The sequence below is a fragment of the Xanthomonas sp. MLO165 genome (assembly GCF_018831305.1).
GTDB lineage: Bacteria > Pseudomonadota > Gammaproteobacteria > Xanthomonadales > Xanthomonadaceae > Xanthomonas > Xanthomonas arboricola.
Window position 1 is genome coordinate 3248644 of record NZ_CP029263.1, and the last position, 25817, is coordinate 3274460.

Here is a 25817-nt window from a genome sequence, read left to right on the forward strand (position 1 = left end):
ACCACCGCATGTTGCTGCCCATTCCCGATGTTCTCAGCACCGCCCAGCTCGCCGAGCTGCGCGCGCGGCTGGACGCGGCCGACTGGGCAGACGGCCGCATCACCGCCGGCCATCAGTCGGCGCAGGCCAAGGACAATGCACAACTGCCCGAAGACAGCGCCGTCGCACGCGAGGCCAGCGCGCTGGTGCTGGACGCACTCTCGCGCAGCAGCACGTTCTTTTCGGCGGTCTTGCCGCGGCGCATCTATCCGCCGCTGTTCAATCGCTACAGCGGCGGGCAATCGTTCGGCTACCACGTCGACAACGCGATCCGCTACGACCGCAGTCGCGGCGGCGCAGATCCCGTGCGCACCGATGTTTCGGCCACCTTGTTTCTCAGCGACCCGGACAGCTACGACGGCGGCGAGCTGGTGATCGAAGACACCTACGGCACGCAGTCGGTAAAGCTGCCGGCCGGGCACCTGGTGATCTATCCCGGCACCAGCCTGCATCGGGTGATGCCGGTGACCCGCGGCGCCCGTGTCGCCTGTTTCTTCTGGACGCAAAGCATGCTGCGCGACGATGCGCAGCGTCGCCTGCTGTTCGAACTGGATGTGTCGATCCGGCGGCTCACCCAGGACACCCCCGGCCATCCGTCGCTGATCCAGCTCACCGGCGTGTATCACAACCTGCTGCGGCAGTGGGCCGATGTCTGAGCCCGCACTGGACCCGGCGCAGTTGATCGAGCTGCTGCACACGCAACCCGATCGCGCGGTCGCGCTGCTGCGCAAGGCCGCCGAGCGCCAGGATCTGGCGGCGCAACTGCTGCTCGCCCAGCTCTACGCCGAAGGCCGCGGCATCCCCGCCGATCCGGCCATGGCGATGCTGTGGTACGAGGTCGCCGCCAATGCCGGGCATGCGGAAGCGATGAACCAGTTGGGGCGCTGCCACGAACTGGGCTTCGGCACCGCGTGCAATGAGGTGCTGGCGGCGCTGTGGTACCGCCGCGCCGCCGAGCATGGGCTGGATTGGGGCATGTACAACCTCGCCCATCTGTACGGCTCCGGCCGCGGCGTGGCGCAGGACCACGCGCAGGCGTTGGCGCTGTATCGCACCGCCGCCGATCGCGGGCATGCCAAATCGATGAACTTCGTGGCGCGCTATCTCGACCAAGGCCTGGCCTGCGCTGCCGATCCGGTCGCCGCGCGCCACTGGTACCGCCGCTCCGCCGAAGCAGGCGATTTCCGTGGCCAGGCCGGTTACGCCACCTTGCTCGCAGACGCCGGCGACATCGATCAGGCCGAGCGATGGATGCGCCGTGCGATCGCCGGCGGGCATGCCGGCTTCCTGCAACAACTCACGCCATTGCTGGCGGGTGCAACGCAGCCACGTCTGCGCGCGTTGCTGGGCGAAGTGGCCACGCGGCAATTGCACCTGCAGCCGTCACTTGCGGCGGATGTGGCCTGAGCGCCATGACGACCTCCAACGACACTCTTGCCACCACCCAGCAACGCCGCGGTTTCTGGCTGCGCATGCTGCATCAATGGCATTGGATCAGTTCGGCGCTGTGCCTGATCGGCATGCTGCTGTTCGCCATCACCGGGCTGACCTTGAACCATGCCGCGCGCATCGAAGCCAGCCCTTCGACCGAACACCGCACGCTCACGCTGCCGCCGGCCCTGCTCAAGTCCCTGGGCAGCCGCCAAGAAGGCGATGCCCCGCTGCCGCCACGCGTGGCGCAATGGCTGGGGCGTGAGCTGGATATCAGCATCGGCACGCGTGCCGGCGAATGGTCGGCCGACGAGGTGTATCTGGCGCTGCCGCGTCCTGGCGGCGATGCCTGGCTGAGCCTGGACCGCAGCACCGGCGCGATCGAATACGAGCGTACCGGGCGCGGCGCCATCGCCTATCTCAACGATCTGCACAAGGGACGCAATGCCGGGCCGGCCTGGGGCTGGTTCATCGACGTGTTCGCCATCGCCTGCCTGGTGTTCTGCATCACCGGGCTGTTCCTGCTGCATCTGCATGCCCGCCAGCGCCGCATGACCTGGCCATTGGTCGGCCTGGGTCTGCTGATTCCGTTGCTGCTCGCCCTGCTGTTGATCCACTGACTTTTTCCTACCGGAGACGATCATGCGCGCCACCCTGACCATCGCCCTGAGCGGCCTGCTCGCCATGCCGGCATACGCCGCCACGCTCGACATCAACGTCGAGATCCCCAAGCTCAACGTCGCCGAATATCACCGCCCGTACGTGGCGATCTGGCTGGAAGGTGCGGACCAGAAGGTCGCTGCCAATCTGGCGGTCTGGTATCAATCCAAGGACACCGCCGAAGGCCACGGCACCAAGTGGCTGCCGGACCTGCGCCAGTGGTGGCGCAAGAGCGGGCGCACCCTCGAGGTGCCGGTCGACGGCGTCACCGGCCCCACCCGTCCGGCCGGCGCGCATGCGTTGTCGTTCTCCGACACCAAGGGCGCGTTGAAGTCGCTGCCGCCCGGCCAGTACACGCTGGTGGTGGAAGCCGCGCGCGAGGTCGGCGGCCGCGAGCTGGTCAAGGTGCCCTTCACCTGGCCGGCAAAGTCTGCGCAGACCGCCAAGGCCAGCGGCAGCAGCGAGCTCGGCGCCATCAGCCTGGTCGCCAAACCCTGAGCATTGCCTGCTGATGGCGGCCGCGCGCAGCACACGCGGCCGGCCACGGCGCAGCTGCGCAATGCATCGCGTTGCCAGACACATTCGCTTCCCACGCATCCACGCAGCGCCATACCTGCGCGCTGATCAGACACGTGACCCACTGTCCTCATCGTCCTTCAAGGAGTTGTCATGAAACGTTCGCTCGTCCTGATCGCCATGCTCGCCGCACTGCCGCTCAGCGCACTCGCCCACAAGGCCTGGTTGCTGCCGTCGCAGACCGTCATCGCCGGTGAGGCGCCGTGGATCACCGTGGATGCAGCGGTGTCCAACGACCTGTTCTACTTCAACCACGTGCCGCTGCGCCTGGACAACCTGAGCATCACCGCGCCCGATGGCAGCGCGCTCAAGCCGGAAAATCCGGCCACCGGCAAGTACCGCAGCGTGTTCGACCTGCAGCTCACCCAGCCCGGCACCTACAAGCTGAGCATCGTCAATGCCGGCCTGTTCGCCAGCTGGAAGGAAGACGGCAAGCCCAAGCGCTGGCGTGGCGACGAAGCACGCTTCGCCACCGAGGTGCCGAAGAACGCGCAGGATCTACAGGTCTCGCAGTCCTTCAACCGGGTGGAGACCTTCGTCACCCGCGGTGCGCCGACCACCACGGTCTTCAAGCCCGCCGGCAAGGGCATCGAGTTGATTCCGGTGACTCATCCCAACGATCTGGTCGCCGGCGAAGCGGCGCAATTCACGCTGCAGCTGGATGGCAAACCGGCCGCCGGGCTGGAGGTAGAGATCGTGCGCGGCGGCACCCGCTATCGCGATGCGCAGAACGAGATCAAGCTCAAAACCGATGCCAAGGGCGGCTTCAGCGTGACCTGGCCGGAACCGGGCATGTACTGGCTGGAAACCACCACCGAAGACACCAAGACCTCGCTGCCGCAGGCCAAGCAGCGCCGCCTGGGCTATGTCGCCACTCTGGAAGTGTTGCCGCAGTAATCTGCCGGCACGCGGCAGGAGTGCACGCAGCGTGCACCCTGCCGCCCCATCTTCATAAGGTCCGTCCATGTCCGCATCGTCTTCCGCCGACCACGCCATTGCCACGCTCGGCGGCCGCAGCATGGGCACCACCTGGAGCGTGAAGCTGGTGGCGCCGCGCGGACGCGATCTGCACCCCTTGCATGCGTGCATCCAGGCTGCGCTGGATCGCGTGGTCGCGCAGATGAGTACCTGGGAGGCCGATTCGGATATCAGCCATTACAACCGCGCACCGGCGGGCAGCTGGCATCACCTGCCCGACGAATTCCACGCAGTGCTGAGCGCAGCATTGGAGACCGCACAGGCCAGCGAGGGTGCCTTCGATCCCACGGTTGGCCCGATGGTCGAGCTATGGGGCTTCGGCGCCGCCGGCACGCGCCGGCGTGTGCCGGAAGCGCAGGCGATCGCATTGGCGAGCCTGCGTTGCGGCTGGCAACGCCTGCAGCTGGATGGCAAGCGGGTGCTGCAGCCGGGCGCAGCGGCGCTGGATCTGTCCGGCATCGCCAAGGGCTTCGGTGTGGACTGCGTGCATCGCGCATTGCTGCAGTCGGGTATCGACAGTGCATTGATCGAGGTCGGCGGCGAATTGTTCGGCTACGGACGCAAGCCCGATGCCAGCGCGTGGCGCGTGCTGGTCGAATCCGCCCCCGACGAAGATGCCGGCAGCGCGCTGCCGGCACGCGTGCTGGTGCTGGACGGTCTGGCGGTCGCCACCTCCGGCGATCGCTGGCACCGCTTCGATGCCGACGGCACACGCTATACGCACACCTTCGACCCACGCACCGGCGCGCCCGTTCCGCATGCCCCTGCGGCGGTCACCGTACTCGCGCCCGATGCGATGCAGGCCGATGCCTGGGCCACCGCGATGACCGTGCTTGGCGTCGATGCCGGTCTTGCCCATGCACGCAAGGCGGACCTGGCCGTGCGATTCCTTGCACGCAAGGACGGCATCCTGCTCGAATCCATGAGCCCGGCATTCGAACGCCACCTGTCCGCGTCATGAGCAACACCACCTCACGCGTGTGGCTGGGCAACGGGCTGGCTCTGCTGGCGCTTGCGGTCATCGTTGGCTGGCTGGCCGGCCTGCATGAGGGCGCATGGTGGAGCCCACCCACGCCGCATCGCTGGCAACTGGCAGCGCTCGGCCTGGCAATGTATCTGGGCCTGTGCGCGGTCGTGCTGCTGCGTGCCCGCAAGCGCGTCGGCGCACAACGCGCAGACGCCAGCGGCGTGTTGATCGTCTGGGCAAGCCAGACCGGATTTGCGCGTGAGCTGGCGCAACGCAGCGTTGCCGCGCTGCAATCGGCCGGCGTCGGTGCGCATGCGCTGCCGATCGAAGCCGTCGATAGCGATCAACTCGCACGCGTGCCGCGGCTGCTGTGCATCGTCAGCACCACCGGCGAAGGCGATGCGCCCGACCATGCGCAGGCCGCCGAGCGCGCCTGGCGTGCCGACCACGCGCAGGATCTGACGGCGGTGCAGTACGCAGTGCTGGCGCTTGGCGACCGTGGTTACGCGCACTACTGCGCGTTCGGCCGGCGCCTCGACGATCGCCTGCAGGCGCGCGGCGCCACTCGCCTGTTCGAACGCATCGAGGTCGATAACGCTGACCCCAACGCCCTGCAGCACTGGCAACGCCGTCTGGCGGAACTGGCACCCGCACTGGCGACGCAACCCGACTGGAGCCTGCCCACCTACACCACCTGGCAGCTACGCGAACGTGTCCACGTCAATCCCGGCAGTGCGGGTACGCCGATTTACCGGCTGCGCCTGACGCCATGCGATGGCGCATTGCTGCAGTGGAGCGCAGGCGATATCGCGGAGATCGCACCGCGTCACGCCCCGGATGCGGTCGAGTCCTGGCTGCGGCGTAACCACTACGATGGCGCGCAGCAGATCGACGGCCGCCCCCTGCGCGACTGGCTCGGCGGCGCGCAACTTCCCGTCGATACCGATGCCGCTCTCGGTATCGATGTGGATGCTGGTGCCAGTCTCAGCGATGGTGCTGGTGCTGGTGCTGGTACTGGCGCCGATGCCGATGCCGATGCCGAAGTCAAAATCGACCTAATTACGGACATAGGTAAAGGCACTGATACAGCTACGGGAACAGCCACAGGTACAACTTCACCACTGGACGCAGATGTGTTGGTGCGCAGTTTGGCCGCCCTGCCCCATCGCGACTATTCGCTTGCCTCCATCCCCGAGGAAGGCCATGCAGAACTGCTGGTGCGCGAGCATCGGCACGCCGACGGCAGCCTGGGGCTGGGTAGCGGCTGGCTCTGCGTCCATGCACCGATCGGCGCAGCCATCGCGCTGCGCTTGCGCAGCAACCCCGGCTTCCACCCACCCGCACCCGACCAGCCGATGCTGCTGATCGGCAACGGCACCGGCATCGCCGGTCTGCGCGCGCATCTACGTGCACGCATCGCAGCCGGCGCGCGGCGCAACTGGCTGCTGTTCGGCGAACGCAATGCCGCGCACGACGCGCTGTATGCCGACGAGTTGCAGCAGTGGCATCAGGACGGCTGGATCGAACGCCTGGAGCTTATCTACTCGCGCGATCAACCACAGCCACCGCATTACGTCCAACACGCACTGGCCGCAGCCGCCGATCGCCTGCGTCATTGGATCGATCAAGGTGCCTGCATCTACGTCTGCGGCAGCCTGCGCGGCATGGCACCCGAACTCGACCGCACGCTGGATTGCATCCTCGGAGCCGATGTCAGACAGGAACTGCTGGGCAGCGGGCGCTATCGCCGCGACGTGTACTGAACCATCGCACGCGGCACCGCCAAAAGCGCTCAACAAAGCGATTACGCAGATACTCACAGCGCGTCTGCTGCTGAAATCCGCAACATCCCTGCTTGCGGTGGCTGCGCGCTAGACGCACCGGCTGATCCAGGACCGCGCTCCGGCTTCCCCATTCTCTCTCGATCACCGCATTACGCTGCCAGATCGACCAGATTGCTCGTTGTCGCGCTGCCGCCAATGCTGCGGTACTGCCCCACGGCCATCTGCATCAACGCTGCATAGGCCTGCTGTGTGCCGTCGCTGCTGGATGCATCGGCCGATGACGGCGGTCGCGGCGGCGGATCGCGTGGCTGCATCGCCTCCTGCAGTTCCTGCAGACTCAGCGCCCCGCTCTTGTCGCTGTCGAGCAGGTCCAGCAGCTGCGTGCTCGACGCACTGTCGCCATTGACCAGCGTGCTCAATTCACCGCTGCTGACACTGTCGTCGCCATCGCTGTCCAGGCCGGCAAACAACGACTGCACATCCTGTCCTTGCTCACCCGGCGGTGGCGGAGGCGGCGGCAAGGCCTGCGCCAGTTCGCTCTCGCTGACGGTGCCGCCACCATCCTGATCGAGCATGCTCAGCAGCCCGTCGATGTCGATCTTGCTGTCGTCATCGCTATTGGACGACAGCGCGGTCGATAGCTCGGACGCGGTCAGGCTGCCATCGCTGTCGCTATCGATGGATTTGAACAACTGCGTCAGCGGATTGGTTTTTTCCGCCTGTGCGGCGGATGCGGCGTTGCCGGTGGTCGCACTGCGGCTTGCATAGGACGTGTAGGCGGCATAGCCGGCTCCGACCGAGCTGATGGTACTCATTGGTTTCCCCCTGGAATTGCCGGAACCACTCCCGGCGCCTGCACTGTTCCCTAGCCAGGTGGCACAGCGATGCCGTCGCTTGTCTGCGTTGACACGAATGCATCCGGGCGCGTGCCAGGAGGCGCGCCCTGCTCGCAGATACGTGAAAGGCCCTAGACCGGGCTCACCCGGATCGCCAGCAGCTCGCCGCCGCCGTCGAGCACATGGCGCGTGCGTGTGGAGGCGCTCAGCCACGCAGTATCGCCGGCAGCCAGCGGTGGCAGGCCACTCTCGCGCCCGAAGCTGGCCTGGCCTGCCAGCAGGTGGATCGCCCAGGCGCTGCGCGGGTCGGCGAAAAACAGCATGGTGCCGACCAGCGGCCGGTGCAGCAGTTCGGTCTGCAGCCGATCGCGCCGCCACATCAGGTTGAAATCCTGGGTCGGCCCGTCGAGCAGCGTGGCATGTACCGTTTCCTCGCCTGCAAATCGGACGCGCTGGTGCGGCGGCAGCAACTCGCAGCTGCGATGACTGCTGCCAGGGGCGTCGGTACGGCCATTGGTGCCGACGTCATGGCCGCCGTGATCAGAGCCACTGCCCTCATTGCCACTGCCGCTATCGCTTTTGCTGACACCGCCGCTAGTAGCCGTGCCGATGCCAATGCCTGCACCGGTGCCTGTGCCTGTGCCTGTGCCTGTGCGGGTGTCGGTGCCGGTGCGGTTGTCGTTGTCGTTGTCGGTGCTGGTGCTGGCGTCGCTGCCCATACCGCTGGCAGCATCGCCAAACTGCAGCCGCATGCCATTGCCTTGCAACAGCACCAGCTCGCGATCAATGCCCGGGAATGCGGAAAACGCCGCGTCCTGCTCGATCTCTGCGATCGACAGGCGTAGCGACCACGCATCGGCGTCGCCGAGGCGCAGGATCTCGCGCGTCCAGCCCAGTTGATTGCGCCACCGCTCACGGCGGTACTCGGTGGCCGGAATCACCCGGCTGCTCAGGTCTGTCAGCTGCATGGGCGCATTGTGCCGCAAGCGCGGCGCCCGGGCAGTCATGCTGTGACTTAAGCCTGCTGCCGACCCTCAGGCTTGCTACCTAGCCTCAAACTCGAGGATGGGGCCGACAGCTACAAAACGATTGACGCCTCACGATGTAACCGGCGCTTCATGCTGTGACTGCCTCTTTCCTGCAGTCGCAGACGCTTGCGTGCGCTCGCAACCCACGCGGACCCAAAACGAAAAACGCCCGGCTGCACATCCAAGTGCAACACCGGGCGATTCCACGTCCTTGTCGGCTTCCAGCCATCCCCCAGACATCCTGTCCAGTTAGGTTGCGGCCACGCATCCTCGCGTCGAACCGTATCTCGGATCCTTTCCCGTTAACGCCGTCCCACCGGTTTCACCGCCGCCCCCTTGGCAGCCTTCTTGGCGGGAGCCATCGTGGCTCCCACTTCGATCAGGTCTCGATTCCGTTCGACCGTCTTGAGTCCGATGCCCTTGACCAGTGCCAGTTCCTCGGCACTCTTGAAGGGACCGTTTGCCTGTCGGTGCTCGACGATTGCCTCGGCTTTTGATCGCCCGACGTTCGTCAGCACCTTGTCCAATTCCTCAGCAGACGCGGTGTTGATATCGACCTTGTCGAGTGCATACGCATTCGAGGACAACAGCAACACCAGTAGCAGGGACTTCAGGGCTACGGTAAATGACTTCATTGCAACGCTCCTTGTGGCTTGGGTGATGGTCCTAGCCAGCATTCCTGCCGGCCGAGCCAGTGTCCCGCGCCACATGCAGCAATCCTATCGCCAACGAACTTTTCACACAGCCGGTGAACTGCGCGCCGCCTTGTAGGGAAATACCTACCCCCAGGCACGGGCGTAGAATGTGCCATTACGTCACGTATTCGGAGCCTCCATGGACAGCGCCAAGATCGACCAATTCATCAGCGACACCTGGGACCGCGAGATCGTCCCGCAATTGGTCGATTACATTCGCATCCCCAATAAATCGCCGATGTTCGACGCCGATTGGGTCGCGCACGGCTACATGGAGCAGGCGGTCACCCTGATGGAAACCTGGGCGCGCGCGCAGGCCATCGAGGGCATGCAGGTCGAGGTGGTGCGCCTGGAAGGCCGCACGCCGTTGATCTTCATCGAGATTCCGGCAACCGGTGCCGAATCGGGCGACGATACCGTGCTGCTGTACGGCCACCTGGACAAGCAGCCGGAAATGACCGGCTGGGATGCGGACCTCGGCCCATGGGAGCCGGTGCTGCGCGACGACAAGCTGTACGGCCGCGGTGGCGCCGACGATGGTTACGCGATCTTCGGTTCGCTGGCGGCGGTACTGGCGCTGCGCACCCAGGGCCTGCCGCATGCGCGCTGCGTGGTGCTGATCGAGGCCTGCGAGGAATCCGGCAGCTACGACCTGCCGGCCTACGTCGACCATCTGGCCGCACGCATCGGCAAGCCATCGCTGGTAGTGTGCCTGGATTCGGGCTGCGGCAACTATGAGCAGCTGTGGTGCACCACCTCGCTGCGCGGGCTGACCGGCGGCAACCTGAGCGTGAAGGTGCTGGAGGAAGGCGTGCATTCGGGCGATGCCTCCGGCGTGGTGCCGTCCAGCTTCCGCCTGCTGCGCCAGTTGCTGTCGCGGATCGAGGACGAAGCCAGCGGCCGCATCCTGCTGGAGGGATTGCATGTGCAGGTGCCGGCCGAACGGCTGGCGCAGGCCAAGGCCGCGGCGGCGACGCTGGATAGCGCCATCTTCGACAAATTCCCGATGGTCGAGGGCCTGGTGCCGATGCACGACGACCTCACCGAGCTGGTGTTGAACCGCACCTGGCGCCCGGCGCTGTCGATCACCGGTGTGGATGGCATGCCGCCGCTGGCGTCGGCCGGCAACGTGCTGCGTCCGCAGACCGCGGTGAAGCTGTCGCTGCGCCTGCCGCCGACCGCCGACGGCAAGGCCTGTGGCGAACTGCTGAAAGAGGCCTTGCTGCGCGACCCACCCAACGGCGCACAGGTGACCCTGGAACTGGAAAAGGCCTCATCGGGCTGGAATGCGCCCGAGATGGCGCCATGGCTGGCAAAAGCCATCGACGACGCCAGCCTGGCGTTCTTCGACAAGCCGGCGATGTACATGGGCGAAGGCGGCTCGATCCCGTTCATGGGCATGCTGGGCGAGAAGTTCCCCGGCGCGCAGTTCATGATCACCGGCGTGCTCGGCCCGCATTCCAATGCGCATGGCCCCAACGAGTTCCTGCATATCCCGATGGGCAAGCGGGTCACGGCCTGCGTGTCCAAGGTGATCGCCGAGCACCACGCCGCCTGCCTGCGCGGCGAGACCAGCGGCTCGCCGGTGGCGGCCGACAGCGGCACCCGTCATGGTGGGCATGGCTGCTGCTGATTGACCCCTGGACCGCCCCGCCCATGCCGGGGCGGCCCAGTGGCATTGCCGTGCGCTGCGGCATGCGCATGGACGCAGCCCCAACACCGTCGCGGCAATCGGCGCTGCACATGTGGTTGCCGCGGCGGCGAATGCTAGTCTGCCGCTCCCACTTCCCTCGGTGCCTGCGATGAACAATCTCTTCGGTAGCGACAGCTGGCTTTACATCATTCTGGTCGGCTTCGTGGTCGGGCTGCTGGCGCGTTTCATCACGCCCGGCACGCAGCGACTGGGTTGCCTGCTGACCATCGTGCTGGGCATCGCCGGTGCAGTGGTGGCCAGTTGGTTCGGCCGCTACATGGGCTGGTACCACGCTGGCGAACCGGCCGGTTTCCTCGGTGCGTTGCTGGGTGCGATCGCGATCCTGGCGCTGCTGCGGCTGTTCAGTGGCAGCAAGCGTTGATCGACCCGGCGTGGCTGCCGACCTGGCGCCTCACTTCACGACACAGCATTCACACATGACGTCATCGTTGACTCCCGATACCGCGCGCGCTGCGCTTCGTCTGCAATGGGCGCGGCAGGCGTTGAACGACCCTGAGGTCACGCTGCAGCGTGCCTCGGTCGATGCGGGATTCCGCAGTTACTGGCGTACCCAAGGACGCGGCGTGGACCGCATCCTGATGGATGCGCCACCTGCATTGGAAAACGTGGCGCCCTGGTTGCGCATGCACGCCCTGCTCGGCACCCACGGCGTGCGGGTGCCGCAGGTGCTTGCGCAGGATCTTGAAACAGGCTTCCTGCTGCTGGAAGACCTGGGCGTGCCGACCCTGGCGCAGGTGCTGACCGACGCCAATGCCGACGCGTTGCTGGATGCTGCGATCAGCCAGTTGCTGCTGCTGCAGCGCATTGCGCCGCCTGCTGACAGCGGCGTGTTCGGCGAGGCGCTGCTGCAACGCGATGCAGGCCTGTTCGAAGAATGGTTTCTTGGTCGCCACCTGGGCCTGCAGCTGGATTGCGGCCAAGCCGAACAACTGCAGTTGGTGCAGCGCCGCTTGATGGACAACGCACTGGCGCAGCCGCGCGCCTTTACCCACCGCGATTTCATGCCGCGCAATCTGATGCCGGTCGGCGACGGGCCGGCGGTGCTCGACTTCCAGGATTGCGTGATCGGGCCGATCGCCTACGACCCGATCAGTCTGTTCAAGGACACCTCGGTGAGTTGGCCGCTGGCGCGCGTGGATGGCTGGCTGGAGCGCTACCACGCGCGTGCCGCAGCGGCTGGATTACCGGTGCCGCCGCTGGCGCAATTCCTGCGCGATGCGGACTGGATGGGCGTGCAGCGGCACCTGAAGAATCTCGGCATCTTCTCGCGCCTGAGCCATCGCGACGGCAAGCACTGGTATCTGGATAACGTGCCGCGTTTCATTGTCTATCTGGACGAAGTGTTGCCGCGTCATCCCGAGCTTGCGCCGCTGATCGGCCTGCTGGAAGACCTGGTCAAACCTGCCCTGGCGGCACGCTCCGCGCAGGCCGGCGCATGAAGGCACTGATCTTCGCCGCCGGTTTCGGCGAGCGCATGCGTCCGTTGACCGAGCGCACGCCCAAGCCCCTGCTGTCGGTCGGCGGCACACCGCTGATCGTCTGGCATCTGCGCAAGCTGGCCGCGCTGGGCGTGGACGAGGTGGTGATCAATACCTCGTGGCTGGCCGAGCAGCTTCCACAGGGACTGGGCGATGGCAGCGCGTTCGGGCTGCGGCTGACGTACTCCTTCGAGGGCGCCACCCCGCTGGAAACCGGCGGCGGCATGCTGCATGCGTTGCCGTTGCTGGGCGAGGCCCCGTTTCTGCTGGTCAACGGCGATATCTGGACCGATTTCGATTTTGCGCGGCTGTCGGCCGCACCGGCGGGCCTGGCGCAGTTGGTGCTGGTCGATCAACCCGCCTATGCCGCGCACGCAGACTTTGCGCTGGATGCCGATGGCAAGGTGCGCGCAGATCTGCCCGCGACGCTGACCTACGCCGGCATCGGCATGTATCGACCGGCGTTGCTGCGCGATTGGCAGTCGGTCATCGGCCAGCTCCCGGAGCACCCCGGCACCGCGCCGCGCTTCGCGCTGGCGCCGATCCTGCGCGCGCAAATGGCAGCAGGCCTGATCGATGGCATCCACCACGCCGGGCGCTGGACCGATGTCGGCACGCCGCAGCGATTGGCGGAGCTGGATGCCCGGTTGCTGCGCGACGGCGGCTGATCGCAACCACGCCGCTGCAAATGCCTGGCCGCGCGTCGCGCATTGCTCGAACCCCAAACACCGACCATCTCGACGGACTTGCAGCCAAACCGCCGGCGCCGCTCCTGCTCTTGTCCATGCGCACCGACCATCCCGACAGGTCCTTGCCCGCCTACCGTCGCGGGACCTTGAGCGGCATGGATGCCGCGCCAGAGCCCACAAGGACGTACTTGCGGCGTGTCCTGCGATGGTGGGCGGACAAGGGCCCTGCAGCCAACCCGCAGATCGGCCGCTCTGCAAGCTTCAGGCGATGTGCCTCGAATGCCTGGACACTGCGATAGATGTGCAGATGAGAAGCGCGAAGCAACCTGCGCCTACCTAGCGCTGAGCGCACTACTTACGTCAGCCGCTCGAAGAGCCGCGATCCTCCAGCACCCGCCGCAGGAACGGCACGGTGATGCGGCGCTTGGCAGCCAGCGATTCGCGATCCAGCCGGTCCAGCAATGCCACCAGTCCTGCCAGTTCGCGTTCGCTATGGGTCAGCAGCCAGTCGATTGCCGCCTCGTCCAGTGCCAGTCCGCGCCGTTGCGCACGATCGCGCAACACCGCCGCGCGCCCTGCGTCGTCGAGCACGGGCAGGCTGATGCGGATGCATTGCGACAGCCGCGAGCGCAGATCCGGCAACACCAAGGCCAGGCCGTCGGGCATGTGCCGCGCGGTGTACAGCAAGGTGGTGCCGGCAGCGCGCGCGCGGTTGTGGAAATCGAACAGCGCCACTTCGTCGTCGCGCTGCCCGGCAATGCTTTCCACGCCGTCCAGTGCGACCAGGCTGCGCCCTTCCAGCGCTTCCAACGCGTCGCGCAGCCGGCCAGTGGCGGCGTGCAGAGGCAGGTACGCCGGGGCGCGTCCGGCCTGCTCGGCGGCCGCGCACACCGACAACGCCAGATGCGTCTTGCCGGTGCCGGCGGGGCCGGCCAGATACAGCCAGTCGCTCACCTGCCCGACCGCCAACGCCTGCAGTTGCGACAGCAGGCCGTCGGGCGCAGCGATGTAACTATCGAATCGCTGATCGGGCGGCGCGCGTAGCGCCAGTGGCAACTGCGGAACGCTCACAGCCGATCGGTGTCCTTGCCTGGGTCGATGATCACGCTGCGCTCGTTGGTGGACTGCAGCACGATGCCGGCACGTTCGCCCGCATACAGATCGCTGCGCGTGTACTGCTCATGCGCATAGCGCAGCAGCACATTGGCCACCGCCGCCACCGGCAGCGCCAGCAGCATGCCGAGGAAGCCGAACAACTGGCCGCCCGCCATCACCGCGAAGATCACCGCCACCGGATGCAGGCCGATCTTGTCGCCGACGATGCGCGGCGTCAGCACATAGCTTTCCAGCAGCTGGCCGACGGTGAACACCACGCCGACGCCGATCAGCAGCTTCAGGTCGAAACCCTGCGCCTGCACCACCGCCGCCAGCAGGGCGAGCACGATGCCGGTGGTGGCGCCCAGATACGGAATGAAGCTGATCAGGCCGGCAATGATGCCGATCAACAGGCCCAGATTGAGCCCGATGATGGACAGGCCGGCGGCATAGATCGCCCCCAGCGCCAGCATCACCAGGAACTGGCCACGGATGAAGCCACCCAGCACGTCGTTGGATTCCTGCGCCAGCCGGCTCACGGTGCCGATGTAGGCGCGCGGAATGACCGCGGCCACACGCTCGACCAGGCGGTCCCAGTCGCGCAGGAAATAGAACGCCAGGATCGGCAGCAACGCCAGGTTGATCACCCAGGTCACCATCGCAAAGCCCGACCGCTGCACGTAGCCGAAGAAGGTCTTGGCGGCGCCACCGGCCTGCTCCCAGTGGCTGCGGATCCAGTCGATCAGACGTTCCGGGTCCAGCCAGCCCATCAGCTCCACGCCGGTCTTGGCTTCCAGCCACGGGATCGCGGTACTGATCGCCCAGGCACGCATCTGCGGCAGCGCGTCGATCAGAGTCATGATCTGGCGCTCGATCATCGGCACCAGGATCATCAGCGCCAGCACGAACAGCAGCAGTGCCAGCACGAATACAAGCACCACCGCGATGTTGCGGGAGCGGCCGGCGCGCTCGATACGGTCCACCAGCGGGTCGCCCAGCCAGGCCAGCAGCAGCGCCAGCACGAACGGCGTCAGGATCGGCGACAGCAGCGATACCACCCACAGCACGCCGACAGTCACCGCCACCCATTTCAGGCGACGCAGAAACAGGGCGATCTCGGCTTCGGGAGTCAAAGTCATTTCAGGCGGTACTCGGCGTGCTCGTTTTCGAGAATGATCGGGCCCTCGGTCGGCACCGACACGGGCACCAACGGGCTGTTGTCGCCGAGCATACGGTTGAGGCCGGAAATGCCCGTGAGCAATTCCAGGTCCACTTCCATGCGGTCGCCATTGGCGCTGACCGGGCGGATGCTGCGCACCACCGAAACACCTTGCAGTGCGGCAGAGACGCGCAGGTAATCGTCGGCGCTGCCGATCCCGGTGATCACCGCGCGGTAAACCCCGGGCACCCCCGAATCCACCCGCTTGGCGTAGCGCTTGACCAGCGCATCGGCCGCGCCGTCGGCACCGGCAGCCATCGCGCGACGCGCGTCGGCGTCGCTGCTGGTCCAGCTGGACAGCACGTTGCCGTTGTCGACGAAGACCCAGTCGGCGGTCCAGCCGGCGTCGTTGCGGTAGAGCTTGCCGATCAACTGCATCGGCGGGCTGTACTTGGCCGATGCGCGTGCCACCGTGGCGGTGTCCTTGCGCCAGATCGCGCCGGCCAGCACCTGCTCGGCGGCCGCACCGCCGGGCAGGCCGAGCCGGTAGCCGCGCTCGATCGCCCGGTCCAGCACGCTGCGCGCGGCATTGGCCTGGCCCACGCCGACCAGGCGCGGGCCGCTGCCGTCGTCGATGGCCAGCCACAGCACCGGCTTGGGCCGCGGCAGCGGCCACACCGGCAGGCCCAGTGCGGCGATCAGGCCATCCACGTCCGATTGCCGGAAGCGCGCCACCAGCACGGTGCGAAAGGTCGGCGCGCCGGTGCGCGAGGTGCCCTGGTCCTGACGGTAGTCGTAGTTTTCGACATAGCCCGGCGCGCCGCGCAATGCCTGCGAGACGCCGGGGCGGCTCATCACGCCGCGGTCGCCGGACACCTTGCCCAGCACCGCACCGAGCGCGCGCGCCAGCGCACCGGGGCGATCGGACTCGCTCTGGCTGTTGACCGGCACTTCGGCCTCGTAGGCACTTTGCGCCTTGGCGACGTCGCCTTCGGTGCGTAGATCGGCCTGCGCAAAGGCTGGCGCGAGGGGCATGGCGACCACGAGGGCGAGAAAGAAAGCGAGACTGCGGCGCATCGACGGTTCCATGACGTAAGCGTATCCGGGTGAATTGTTGCCCGAATGGGACGCCAGCGCCAACGTGGCTGCTAAAATCGCCGCCTTTACAGCCGAGCCCTCCCCGCCCGTGACCAGCCCAACGCCTTCCAATCCCTCGCCCATGACCTACCGTGAGGCAGGTGTCGACATCGATGCCGGCAATGCATTGGTCGAACGCATCAAGCCGCTGGTCAAGCGCAGCTTCCGGCCGGAGGTGATGGGCGGCCTGGGTGGTTTTGGCGCCTTGTTCGACCTGTCCGGCAAGTACCGGGAGCCGGTGCTGGTGTCCGGCACCGACGGCGTCGGCACCAAGCTCAAGCTGGCGCAGCAGCTGGGCCGGCACGACACCATCGGCATCGACCTGGTCGGCATGTGCGTCAACGACGTGCTGGTGCAGGGCGCCGAGCCGTTGTTCTTCCTGGATTATTTCGCCACCGGCAAGCTGGACGTGGACACCGCCGCGGCGGTGGTCGGCGGCATCGCGCGTGGCTGCGAGCTGTCCGGCTGCGCCCTGATCGGCGGCGAAACCGCCGAGATGCCCGACATGTATCCGCCGGGCGAGTACGACCTGGCCGGCTTCACCGTCGGCGCGGTGGAAAAATCACAGCTGCTGGACGGCGCGCAGGTGCGCGCGGGCGATGTGTTGATCGGCATCGCCTCGTCCGGCCCGCATTCCAATGGCTACTCACTGATCCGCAAGATCTACGAACGTGCCGGCTCACCGGCCGAGCTGGTGCTGGACGACGGCGTCAAGCTGATCGATGCGCTGATGGCGCCGACCGCGCTGTACGTCAAGCCGATCCTGGCGCTGCTCAAGTCGCAGGGCGACAGCATCCACGCCATGGCGCACATCACCGGCGGCGGGCTGACCGAAAACATCATTCGGGTAATCCCCGACGGCCTGGGCCTGGACATCGACGCCAAGGCCTGGACGCTGCCGCCGGTGTTCGCCTGGCTGCAGCGCGAAGGCGCGGTGGCCGATGCCGAAATGTGGCGCACCTTCAACTGCGGCATCGGCTTCGTGCTGATCGCCGCCCCCGAGCAGGCTGCCGCGCTGGAACAGGCGCTGGATGCGCAGTCGCTGGCGCATTGGCGCATCGGCCAGGTGGTCCCGGCACAGGGCGACGAGCGCGTGCGGATCGGTTGATCGAGGAGAGCTGCATGGACGCTTCCCCGCGCGCACTGCCGGCATCGGCCAGCGCTGACGATCTCCAGCACCTGAAACTGCTGTCGGTCTTTCACTATGTGCTGGCCGCGATCACTGCGCTGTTTTCGCTTTTCCCGTTGATCCATCTGTTCATGGGCATTGCAATCATCACCGGGCACCTGCCCATGACACATGCCAATGCGGACGCACCATCGATGGATCCGCGATTGTTCGGCTGGTTCTTCGTGGTGTTCGCGGCTGTGTTCATTGGCTGCGGCCTGACGCTGGCGGCGTTCATGGCCTACGCGGGCCGCTGCATCGCCCAGCGCAGACGGCATCTGCTGTGCCTGATCGTGGCCGGCATTTCCTGCTCCTTCATGCCGTTCGGTACCGTCGTCGGCGTGTTTACGCTGGTGGTGCTGCTGCGCCCACAGGTCAAGGCCTTGTTCGCGCCGACCGCCACCGCCGCGTGACGCGCCCTGCCCCATGACTTCAGCGAATCCAGCCCCATGAGCCTGCGTCTGGCCGTCCTGGCCTCCGGCCGTGGCAGCAACCTGCAGGCCATCCTCGATGCCATCGGCAGCGGCCGGCTGCCGGCCGAGGTCGTCGGCGTGTTTTCCGATCGCCCGCAGGCGCCGGCACTGCACAAGGTCGATGAGGCATTGCGCTGGAGCGCCAGCCCGCGCGACTTCGCCGACCGTGCGGCCTTCGACGCTGCGCTGGGCGATGCAATCGCCGCCGCGCAGCCGGACTGGGTGATCTGCGCCGGCTACATGCGCATCCTCGGCGAACCGCTGGTGCGTCGCTTCGCCGGGCGCATGCTCAACATCCACCCCTCGCTGCTACCTAAATATCGCGGCCTGCATACCCATGCCCGCGCACTGGAAGCCGGCGATACCGAACATGGCGCCAGCGTGCACCTGGTGGTGCCGGAGCTGGATGCCGGCACGGTGATCGCGCAGGCGCACGTGCCGGTGCTGCCCGACGACAGCGCCGAGCAGCTGGCCGCTCGCGTGCTGGCGCGCGAACACCCGCTGCTGCTGGCCACGCTGGACCTGCTCGCCAGCGGGCGTGTGGAGGTGCGTGGCGATGGCGTCCATATCGACGGTCAGTGCCTGTTTACGCCACTGCGACTAGAGTCCGCTGACACCGCACTCGTCTGAATGCGGATACGCCCTCCTCATCCTGTCTTGGACATCCTGGCGGCCCCGTGCCTCCCTCCCAGCGCATGAAACTCCTCCCGATCGCGACCGCGCTGTTGACCACTGCCCTGCTCGCCCCGGCCGGTGCCGGCCGTGCGCAACAGGCGCCTGCCGTGCCTGCGCCAGCGGCCCCTGCTCCAGCTGCGGCGCCGGCCTCTGCAGCGGCCCTGCCTGCCAGCACCTGGACGCCGCCGCCACTGCAACCCTTCGTGGCCACCTACCAGGCGTTCTACCGCGGCAAGGAAGCCGGCGATGCCACCATGCAGGTCAGCAACGGCGAAGGCAGCCAGTGGCGTATCGACATGTCGGTGCGCGGCCGCAAGGGCTTTGCCAGCATCCTGGGACTCAATCTGGAACAGAGCACGGTCTTCCGTGTCGATGGCGACACCTATGTGCCGTTGAGCCAGAGCACGGTGCGCAAGGCAATGTTCTTCGGCAAGAAGGTCACCGGCGTCTACAACTGGCAGACCGCCAGCGCCCAGTGGGACGGCGATTTGAAGAAGGAGCGCCAGCAGGCGATTCCCCTGCAGCGCGGCGACCAGAGCGCGCTGTCGCTGAACCTGTCGCTGATGCGCGACGCGCAACCCGGACGCAGCCTGAGCTATCGCTACGTCGATGTCGGCCGGGTGCGCAAGTACGACTACAAGGTCGCCGATGCCACCGAAGTGGTACAGGTCGGCGACCTGAGCTACGACGCGTTGCGCGTGTACCGCGTCAACAGCGGCGACAACGAAACCATCCTCTGGATCGCCAACGGCGTTCCCACGCCGGTGCGCATCCTGCAACGTGACAAAGGTGAGGATCAGGTCGATCTACGCCTGGTCGAATACCAAGGAGCCTGACCCATGCACACTGTTTCCCGCACCTGTTCGCTGATCGCCGCCGCCGCACTGGCCGTGGCCAGCCTGCCCGCGTTCGCCATGCAGCCGTTCCAGGCCGATTATTCGGCCAACTACATGGGCATGCAGGCCAACGGCACCATGACCCTGGCCGCCGCCGGCGCCAATCAGTGGCGCTATACGCTCACCATCCAGAACCAGCTGGCCAACCTGACCCAGAGCACGGTGTTCGAAGAGAGCAACGGACAACTGCGTCCGGTCAGCAGCAACGACACCTCGTCGATGATGGTCAAGCGCCGCAACGTCACCGCCAACTACGACTGGAAAACCAGCCAGGCGACCTGGGGCGGCGACATCAAGCCGGACCGTCGTGGCCCGGTGAAGTTGCAGCCCGGCGACATGGATGCGCTGCTGATCAACCTGGCCATTACCCGCGACCTGGCCGCCGGCAAGCCGCTGAACTACCGCATGGTCGACGAAGGCCGCATCAAGCCGATGAGCTACAAGGTGGTCGGCAAGGAAACCATCACCGTCAACGGTAAGCAGGAACAGGCGACCAAGGTGTCGCGCGTCGACGGCGACAAGGAATTGATCGCCTGGGTGGTCAAGGACCTGCCGGTGCCGGCGCGCCTGCTGCAGAAGGAAAAAGGCCAGGACGCGCTGGATCTGACCATCAAGGGCCTGCGCTAAGCGCCAGGCACGCCTGGTAGGAGCGTGCCTGCGCGCGACGGGGCTTTATCGGTAACGCCCCGTCGCGCGCGGGCACGCTCCTACCAGGGCATGGGACTTGCTCTCCCGGCATCCTGCCTCCCACAGCGATGAAGAGCCCGGCTGCGAGCCGGGCTTCTTCCTTCCGATCGGCGTGCGGCGGACGCTGCGCAGCACGCAGAAACGCTCGACTCAGGACTTGGCCGCCGCCTTGTCGTTGCCGCTGGAGAACACCGTGCGGCAGTCCACGCGGATCTGCTCGCCGGTGCTGCGCCAGTAGAACAGGTCGCAATGGCGCTTGCCTTCGACGGTCTTCTTGACCGCCACTGCATAGAACGACTGCGCGATCTCGTCGCGGCTGGCAGTTCCGTCGTTGTTCCAGTCCATGTCCTTGAACTCGACGCCCTGGGTGATCGCCATGCCCACCGACCAGGCATAGGCCAGCCACGCCAGGATCAGCACGATCACGCCGAGCAGGATCTTGCGCCGGGTGGTGAAGCGCCCGCGCAGGATCATGCGATGCGCCGGATGGTCGCGCCCAGCGCCCCCAGCTTCTCCTCGATGTTTTCGTAGCCACGGTCCAGGTGGTAGATGCGATCGATGGTGGTGTCGCCGTCGGCGACCAGGCCGGCCAGGATCAACGATGCCGACGCGCGCAGGTCGGTCGCCATCACCGGCGCGCCGCTGAGGCGCTCGGTGCCGCGCACGATCGCGGTATGGCCTTCGACCTGGATATCCGCGCCCAGGCGCAGCAGTTCGTTGACGTGCATGAAGCGGTTTTCGAAGATGGTTTCGTTGATCACGCCCACCCCGTCGGCCACGCAGTTGAGCGCCATGAATTGCGCCTGCATGTCGGTGGGGAACGCCGGATACGGCGCAGTGGTCAGGTTGACCGCACGCGGGCGCTTGCCGTGCATGTCCAGCGTGATGCTGTCGGCAGTGGTGGTGATGCTGGCACCGGCTTCGGTGAGCTTGTCCAGCACCGCGTCCAGGGTGTCCGGACGGGCGCGGCGCACGGTGACGCTGCCGCCGGTCATCGCCGCGGCGACCAGGAAGGTGCCGGTCTCGATGCGATCCGGCAGCACCGCATGGTGTCCGCCGCCCAGGCGCTCCACGCCCTGCACCACGATGCGCGGCGTACCGGCGCCTTCGATCTGCGCACCGAGTGCGATCAGGCAGTCGGCCAGGTCGGTGACTTCCGGCTCCATCGCCGCATTTTCCAGCACGGTGGTGCCTTCGGCCAGCACGGCGGCCATCAGCACGTTCTCGGTGCCGGTGACGCTGACCATATCGAACACGTAGCGGCCGCCCTTCAGGCGCCCGTTGCTGGTGGCCTTGATGTAGCCGTTCTCCACGCTGATCTCCGCACCCAGCGCCTGCAGGCCCTTGATGTGCTGATCGACCGGGCGTGAGCCGATCGCGCAGCCGCCGGGCAGCGACACCTCGGCGGTGCCGTAGCGCGCCAGCAGCGGGCCGAGCACCAGGATCGAAGCGCGCATGGTCTTGACCAGCTCATACGGCGCGACCTGGTGGGTGACCGAGCGCGGGTCGACCAGGATCGAGCGGCCCTTGGCCAGCGTGCCTTCGTCGATGGTGACCTCGGCGCCCAGTTCGCTGAGCAGTTTCACCGTGGTGATCACATCGTGCAGATGCGGCACGTTGCTGATCTCCACCGGCGCATCGGCCAGCAGGGTCGCACACAGGATCGGCAGCACCGCGTTCTTGGCGCCGGAAATATTGACCTCACCGTGCAGCGCTTGGCCGCCGGTCACTACGATTTTTGCCATGGGAGCTTGGGGAATCCGAAAAGGGATGTCGGGGGAATGGGAAGCGTCGCCAGGAGCCGGCCGGGCCGCTGGCAGTCGGGGCGCAGGCGCAGCCCGACCGGCCAGGACCCGGCTGACGCTCAGCCTTCGTCGGGCGTCAGCGTCTTGAGCTGCAGCGCGTGGATCGCGCCGCCCATCAGTTCGCCCAGGGTCGCGTAGACCATGCGGTGGCGCGCCAATGGGGCCTTGCCGGCGAATGCGGGGCTGATCACGGTCGCCTCGAAGTGCACGCCGTCGTCGCCGTGCACGTCGACGCGGGCTTCGGGCAAGCCGGATTCGATGAGTTTACGGATGGTTTCGGCGTCCAAAGGGCGTTTCCTCATAAAATGAGCGCACATTCTACTCTTCACCCGAGTCCCGCATGGCCGTCTCGCACCTGCCCTCCGCCACCGTCAGCGACGCCAGCCTAGTCGCCAGCGGCCAGCGCGTGCTCGAGATCGAGCGCGAGGCGCTGGCCAGCGTGGGCGCGCGGATCGGCAGCGACTTCGCCGCGGCCTGCCGGCTGGTGCTGGCCTCGCGCGGGCGCGTGGTGGCCACCGGCATGGGCAAGTCCGGGCATATCGCGCGCAAGATCGCCGCCACCCTGGCCTCCACCGGCACGCCGGCGTTCTTCGTGCATCCGGGCGAGGCCGGGCACGGCGACCTGGGCATGATCACCGAGGCCGACATCGTGCTGGCGCTGTCCTATTCCGGCGAATCGGACGAGGTGCGCATGCTGCTGCCGGTGCTCAAGCGCCAGGGCAACCCGATCATCGCCATGACCGGGCGCCCGAACTCCTCGCTGGCGCAGGCCGCCGACGTGCACCTGGACGTGAGCGTGTCGGCCGAAGCCTGCCCGCTGCATCTGGCGCCCACCTCCAGCACCACCGCCTCGCTGGCGATGGGCGACGCGCTGGCCGTGGCGCTGCTGGACGCGCGCGGCTTCACCGCCGACGATTTTGCGCGCTCGCACCCGGCCGGCAGCCTGGGCCGGCGCCTGCTGCTGCACATCACCGACGTGATGCACAGCGGCGATGACCTGCCGCGCGTGCGCGAGGACGCCAGCCTGAGCGAGGCGCTGATGGAAATGAGCCGCAAGCGGCTGGGCATGACTGCCGTGGTGGACGCGGACGGGCGCCTGATCGGCCTGTTCACCGACGGCGACCTGCGCCGTGCGCTGGACAGCGACATCGACGTGCGCAGCGCCGGCATTGCCCAGGTGATGACGCGCAACCCGCGCACCATCGGCGCAGACCAGCTGGCCGCCGAAGCCGCACGGCTGATGGAGGATTACAAGATCAACGGTTTGATCGTGGTCGACGCGCAGCAGCGCGCGGTGGGCGCATTGAACATTCACGACCTGTTGCGCGCCAAAGTGGTTTAACAGGTTCAGTTTTCTACCGTTGGAACCCCGTCCTCACCGATTCGTGCCGATGCCCTATTCCCCTCTGCAACACCTGCCCGCCGACATCACCGACCGCGCTGCGCGTATCCGCCTGGCCTGTTTCGACGTCGACGGCACCCTGACCGACGGCCGTCTTTATTACGACCATGCCGGTAACGAGAGCAAGTCGTTCAATGTGCTCGACGGTCAGGGGCTCAAGCAGCTCGACCATGCCGGCATCCATGTCGCGCTGATCACTGCGCGCGCCAGCCTGTCGGCGGAAAAGCGCGGCCAGGATCTGGGCCTGCACGTGCAGATCGGGGTCAAGAACAAGCGCCTGGCAGTGCTGGCCCTGTGCCAGGAGCATGGCCTGTCGCTGGACCAGGTGTTGTTCATGGGCGACGACCTGCCGGACCTGCCGGCCCTGCTGGCGGTCGGCCTGCCGGTGGCACCGGCCAATGCGCACCCGTGGATCGCCGAGCGCGTGCAGTGGCATACCCAGGCACGCGGCGGCGAAGGCGCCGCGCGCGAGGTCTGCGATGTGGTGCTGGCCGCGCAGGGTCAGGTCGAGGGCATCATCGAAAGGTTCTCCGCATGAGCTGGAACTGGCGCACCACCCTGGGCGTGGCGCTGTTTGCCGCTGCGGTGATCTCCGGCTGGTCGGCGTGGCAGCAGCGCGCGCGCCCCGTCGCCGCAGCGACGGACGATGCGCGCGCCGACTACGTGCTGCGCGATTTCGAACTGATTGCGCTGGACAAGGAAACCGGCAAGGAATCGATGACGCTGCGCGCGCCGGAGATGCATCGCAACCGCGCCGATCGCACTTCCGAGGTCACCACCCCGGTGTTCCTGCTGCCTGACAACACCAATCAACCGTGGACGCTGCGCTCCAAGACCGGCTGGATCAGCCCCACGGGCGACGAGCTGCGCCTGCGCGGCGATGTCGAGGGCGACAGCCCCACCGGCGGCGCGACCCCGCCGACCACCTTCCGCACCCAGAGCCTGGACGTGTTCCCGAAGCAGAACCTCGCCAAGACCGCGGCCCCGGTGAGCATGAGCCGGCCGGGTATCATGCAGAGCGGGGTCGGCTTCGAGGCCGATCTCAAATCACGCCAGTACAAGCTCCTTTCCCAGGTCAAGACCCGCTATGAACCGAATGCTGCCCGCTAAACTGGCGTTTGCCGCGCTGCTGCTGCCCGCCCTTGCGATGGCCAAGACCAGCGACCGCAATCAGCCGATGGCGATCGACTCCAATGCCAACGATTGCAACATGCTCGACGACAGCGGCAAGTGCCGCTTCAGCGGCAATGTGGTGATCACCCAGGGCACGCTGGAAATCCACGCCGACACCGCCGACATCTTCCAGAAGAACGGCCAGACCGACCGCGTCGTGCTGACCGGCAAGCAGGCCACGCTGAAGCAGCAGATGGACGATGGCGCGATGATGAATGGCCAGGCCGACAACATCGAGTACCAGGTCGCCAACGAAGTCATCGTGCTGACCGGCAACTACAAGGTCGACTCGCCCAAGGGCACCAACGCCGGCCAGCGCATGGTCTACAACACCAAGACCGGCAATATGCAGAGCGGCGGCGACGGCAGCCGCGTGCGCACGATCATCCAGCCCAAGACCGCAGCGCCGGCCGCAGCAGCGCCTGCGGCGACGCCGGCCGCCAAGCCCGCGGCCAAGCCGCAGGGGAAGAAGTAATGCTGGTCGCCACCGGTCTGCGCAAGAAGTACAAGCAACGCGAAGTGGTCAAGGAATTCGGCCTCACGCTCGAGGCCGGCGAGGTGGTCGGCCTGCTCGGCCCCAACGGTGCCGGCAAGACCACCTGCTTCTACATGATCGTCGGCCTGGTCGAGGCCGATGCCGGGCGTATCGAGCTGGACGGCCGCGACCTCACCGCCGAACCGATGTACGCCCGCGCCAAGCTCGGTGTCGGCTATCTGCCGCAGGAGCCGTCGATCTTCCGCAAGCTCACCGTGGCCGACAACATCCGCCTGGTGCTGGAGCTGCGCGAAGAGCTGGATGGCGCCGGCCGCGAGAAGGAACTGATCTCGCTGCTGGAAGAACTGCAGATCACCCATGTGGCCGACCAGCTCGGCGCCAGCCTGTCCGGCGGCGAGCGGCGGCGCTGCGAGATCGCGCGGGCGCTGGCGGCCAAGCCGCGCATGATGCTGCTCGACGAACCCTTTGCCGGTGTCGATCCGATTTCGGTCGGCGAGATCCAGCGCATCATCATCCACCTCAAGGAACGCGGCATCGGCGTGCTGATCACCGATCACAACGTGCGCGAAACCTTGGGAATCTGCGACCGCGCGTATATTCTCGCCGAGGGGGGCGTGCTGGCGCAGGGGGCACCAGATGCGCTGCTAGCCAATCCCGACGTCCGTCGCGTGTATCTGGGGGAAACTTTCCGCCTTTGAGCGCGTCGCCGCGCCATCGATTCTTCCAGTCAGTGCCCGCATGAAAGCCCGGCTCCAGACATCGCTAGGACAGCAGTT

Annotated in this window: 30 protein-coding genes; 21 read left to right on the top strand and 9 right to left on the bottom strand. The window is 66.8% G+C overall.

Annotated features, from left to right (window positions below):
* Positions 1–8 precede the first annotated feature (8 nt).
* The 7 genes from DGN21_RS13695 to DGN21_RS13725 all read left to right on the top strand — a co-directional run bounded on the left by DGN21_RS13695 (position 9) and on the right by DGN21_RS13725 (position 6414).
* A complete protein-coding gene (locus DGN21_RS13695; protein WP_104561035.1) occupies positions 9–695 on the top strand; it encodes a Fe2+-dependent dioxygenase in 687 nt (228 codons plus the stop codon).
* Positions 688–1446, top strand: a complete 759-nt coding sequence (locus DGN21_RS13700; RefSeq protein WP_126965870.1) for a tetratricopeptide repeat protein — start codon at positions 688–690, stop codon at positions 1444–1446. Before DGN21_RS13695 ends, DGN21_RS13700 begins: the two co-directional genes overlap by 8 nt.
* Positions 1447–1451: 5 nt before the next feature.
* Positions 1452–2090 (top strand): PepSY-associated TM helix domain-containing protein, encoded by a 639-nt coding sequence (locus DGN21_RS13705; RefSeq protein ID WP_104646065.1) that lies wholly within the window; start codon positions 1452–1454, stop codon positions 2088–2090.
* A 22-nt stretch (positions 2091–2112) separates the two neighbouring features.
* Complete coding sequence (locus DGN21_RS13710; RefSeq protein WP_039519819.1) at positions 2113–2628, top strand: DUF2271 domain-containing protein; 516 nt, start codon at positions 2113–2115, stop codon at positions 2626–2628.
* Between the two features lie 171 nt (positions 2629–2799).
* Positions 2800–3603, top strand: coding sequence for a DUF4198 domain-containing protein (locus DGN21_RS13715; RefSeq protein WP_126965869.1), 804 nt, complete (start codon positions 2800–2802; stop codon positions 3601–3603).
* 67 nt (positions 3604–3670) lie between these two features.
* Entirely contained in the window at positions 3671–4645 is a 975-nt protein-coding gene (locus DGN21_RS13720; protein ID WP_160954511.1) for an FAD:protein FMN transferase, read from the top strand.
* Positions 4642–6414, top strand: a complete 1773-nt coding sequence (locus tag DGN21_RS13725; RefSeq protein ID WP_184429065.1) for a flavodoxin domain-containing protein — start codon at positions 4642–4644, stop codon at positions 6412–6414. The genes DGN21_RS13720 and DGN21_RS13725 overlap by 4 nt, the downstream gene beginning before the upstream one ends.
* 170 nt (positions 6415–6584) lie before the next feature.
* Here DGN21_RS13725 and DGN21_RS13730 read toward each other — a convergent pair whose 3' ends face one another.
* The 3 genes from DGN21_RS13730 to DGN21_RS13740 all read right to left on the bottom strand — a co-directional run bounded on the left by DGN21_RS13730 (position 6585) and on the right by DGN21_RS13740 (position 8976).
* Entirely contained in the window at positions 6585–7250 is a 666-nt protein-coding gene (locus tag DGN21_RS13730) for an EF-hand domain-containing protein (RefSeq protein WP_102251588.1), read from the bottom strand.
* Between the two features lie 152 nt (positions 7251–7402).
* Entirely contained in the window at positions 7403–8239 is an 837-nt protein-coding gene (locus DGN21_RS13735) for a HutD family protein (protein WP_215824951.1), read from the bottom strand.
* A gap of 362 nt (positions 8240–8601) precedes the next feature.
* Complete coding sequence (locus DGN21_RS13740; protein WP_308409822.1) at positions 8602–8976, bottom strand: helix-hairpin-helix domain-containing protein; 375 nt, start codon at positions 8974–8976, stop codon at positions 8602–8604.
* Positions 8977–9133: 157 nt separating this feature from the next.
* Between DGN21_RS13740 and DGN21_RS13745 the strand changes: the two genes are divergently transcribed.
* The 4 genes from DGN21_RS13745 (at position 9134) to murU (ending at position 12854) form a co-directional block, all read left to right on the top strand.
* Entirely contained in the window at positions 9134–10627 is a 1494-nt protein-coding gene (locus tag DGN21_RS13745) for a M20 family metallopeptidase (RefSeq protein ID WP_126965866.1), read from the top strand.
* A gap of 169 nt (positions 10628–10796) precedes the next feature.
* Positions 10797–11069 carry a GlsB/YeaQ/YmgE family stress response membrane protein gene (locus DGN21_RS13750; RefSeq protein WP_006452367.1) on the top strand — a complete coding sequence of 91 codons (273 nt, stop codon included), beginning with the start codon at positions 10797–10799 and terminating at the stop codon, positions 11067–11069.
* A gap of 55 nt (positions 11070–11124) precedes the next feature.
* Positions 11125–12147, top strand: a complete 1023-nt coding sequence (locus tag DGN21_RS13755) for a phosphotransferase (RefSeq protein ID WP_126965865.1) — start codon at positions 11125–11127, stop codon at positions 12145–12147.
* The gene (gene murU / locus DGN21_RS13760; RefSeq protein WP_126965864.1) at positions 12144–12854 is read left to right on the top strand and encodes an N-acetylmuramate alpha-1-phosphate uridylyltransferase MurU; all 711 of its coding nucleotides are present in this window, start codon (positions 12144–12146) and stop codon (positions 12852–12854) included. The genes DGN21_RS13755 and murU overlap by 4 nt, the downstream gene beginning before the upstream one ends.
* A gap of 381 nt (positions 12855–13235) precedes the next feature.
* On the opposite strand, the gene hda is transcribed toward murU, so the two are convergent.
* From hda to DGN21_RS13775, 3 genes are read right to left on the bottom strand one after another with little or no spacing between them, the layout of a single operon-like run.
* Positions 13236–13946, bottom strand: a complete 711-nt coding sequence (gene hda / locus DGN21_RS13765) for a DnaA regulatory inactivator Hda (protein WP_102581288.1) — start codon at positions 13944–13946, stop codon at positions 13236–13238.
* Positions 13943–15109 carry an AI-2E family transporter gene (locus DGN21_RS13770; RefSeq protein WP_016904627.1) on the bottom strand — a complete coding sequence of 389 codons (1167 nt, stop codon included), beginning with the start codon at positions 15107–15109 and terminating at the stop codon, positions 13943–13945. The genes hda and DGN21_RS13770 overlap by 4 nt, the downstream gene beginning before the upstream one ends.
* Positions 15106–16218, bottom strand: coding sequence for a DUF2066 domain-containing protein (locus tag DGN21_RS13775; RefSeq protein ID WP_046343651.1), 1113 nt, complete (start codon positions 16216–16218; stop codon positions 15106–15108). Before DGN21_RS13775 ends, DGN21_RS13770 begins: the two co-directional genes overlap by 4 nt.
* Before the next feature lie 22 nt (positions 16219–16240).
* On the opposite strand from DGN21_RS13775, the gene purM reads away from it, so the two are divergent.
* The 5 genes from purM (at position 16241) to DGN21_RS13800 (ending at position 20105) form a co-directional block, all read left to right on the top strand.
* A complete protein-coding gene (gene purM / locus DGN21_RS13780) occupies positions 16241–17374 on the top strand; it encodes a phosphoribosylformylglycinamidine cyclo-ligase (protein WP_179465435.1) in 1134 nt (377 codons plus the stop codon).
* 14 nt (positions 17375–17388) lie between these two features.
* Positions 17389–17847 (top strand): hypothetical protein, encoded by a 459-nt coding sequence (locus tag DGN21_RS13785; protein ID WP_065032605.1) that lies wholly within the window; start codon positions 17389–17391, stop codon positions 17845–17847.
* Between the two features lie 36 nt (positions 17848–17883).
* Entirely contained in the window at positions 17884–18537 is a 654-nt protein-coding gene (gene purN, locus DGN21_RS13790) for a phosphoribosylglycinamide formyltransferase (RefSeq protein ID WP_126965863.1), read from the top strand.
* 65 nt (positions 18538–18602) lie between these two features.
* Entirely contained in the window at positions 18603–19418 is an 816-nt protein-coding gene (locus tag DGN21_RS13795; protein WP_126965862.1) for a DUF3108 domain-containing protein, read from the top strand.
* 3 nt (positions 19419–19421) lie between these two features.
* On the top strand, positions 19422–20105 hold the full coding sequence (locus DGN21_RS13800; protein ID WP_016904621.1) for a DUF3108 domain-containing protein: 684 nt from the start codon (positions 19422–19424) through the stop codon (positions 20103–20105).
* Positions 20106–20315: 210 nt separating this feature from the next.
* Here DGN21_RS13800 and DGN21_RS13805 read toward each other — a convergent pair whose 3' ends face one another.
* The 3 genes from DGN21_RS13805 to DGN21_RS13815 form a co-directional block, all read right to left on the bottom strand.
* Complete coding sequence (locus tag DGN21_RS13805; protein ID WP_126965861.1) at positions 20316–20639, bottom strand: EF-hand domain-containing protein; 324 nt, start codon at positions 20637–20639, stop codon at positions 20316–20318.
* Positions 20636–21910: a UDP-N-acetylglucosamine 1-carboxyvinyltransferase gene (gene murA, locus DGN21_RS13810; protein WP_039526178.1), complete on the bottom strand. Its 1275-nt coding sequence runs from the start codon at positions 21908–21910 to the stop codon at positions 20636–20638. The genes DGN21_RS13805 and murA overlap by 4 nt, the downstream gene beginning before the upstream one ends.
* Before the next feature lie 119 nt (positions 21911–22029).
* Positions 22030–22257, bottom strand: a complete 228-nt coding sequence (locus DGN21_RS13815; RefSeq protein ID WP_016905061.1) for a BolA family protein — start codon at positions 22255–22257, stop codon at positions 22030–22032.
* Positions 22258–22310: 53 nt separating this feature from the next.
* Between DGN21_RS13815 and DGN21_RS13820 the strand changes: the two genes are divergently transcribed.
* Genes DGN21_RS13820 through lptB form a run of 5 tightly spaced genes read left to right on the top strand, consistent with a single transcriptional unit; the run spans position 22311 to position 25739 of the window.
* Entirely contained in the window at positions 22311–23312 is a 1002-nt protein-coding gene (locus DGN21_RS13820; RefSeq protein ID WP_024938742.1) for a KpsF/GutQ family sugar-phosphate isomerase, read from the top strand.
* A 49-nt stretch (positions 23313–23361) separates the two neighbouring features.
* Positions 23362–23910 carry an HAD hydrolase family protein gene (locus DGN21_RS13825; RefSeq protein ID WP_104569713.1) on the top strand — a complete coding sequence of 183 codons (549 nt, stop codon included), beginning with the start codon at positions 23362–23364 and terminating at the stop codon, positions 23908–23910.
* The gene (lptC, locus tag DGN21_RS13830; RefSeq protein ID WP_039526175.1) at positions 23907–24482 is read left to right on the top strand and encodes an LPS export ABC transporter periplasmic protein LptC; all 576 of its coding nucleotides are present in this window, start codon (positions 23907–23909) and stop codon (positions 24480–24482) included. Before DGN21_RS13825 ends, lptC begins: the two co-directional genes overlap by 4 nt.
* Complete coding sequence (gene lptA / locus DGN21_RS13835) at positions 24460–25020, top strand: lipopolysaccharide transport periplasmic protein LptA (protein ID WP_102251576.1); 561 nt, start codon at positions 24460–24462, stop codon at positions 25018–25020. The genes lptC and lptA overlap by 23 nt, the downstream gene beginning before the upstream one ends.
* Positions 25020–25739, top strand: a complete 720-nt coding sequence (gene lptB, locus DGN21_RS13840; protein ID WP_126965860.1) for an LPS export ABC transporter ATP-binding protein — start codon at positions 25020–25022, stop codon at positions 25737–25739. Before lptA ends, lptB begins: the two co-directional genes overlap by 1 nt.
* Positions 25740–25817: the final 78 nt, after the last annotated feature.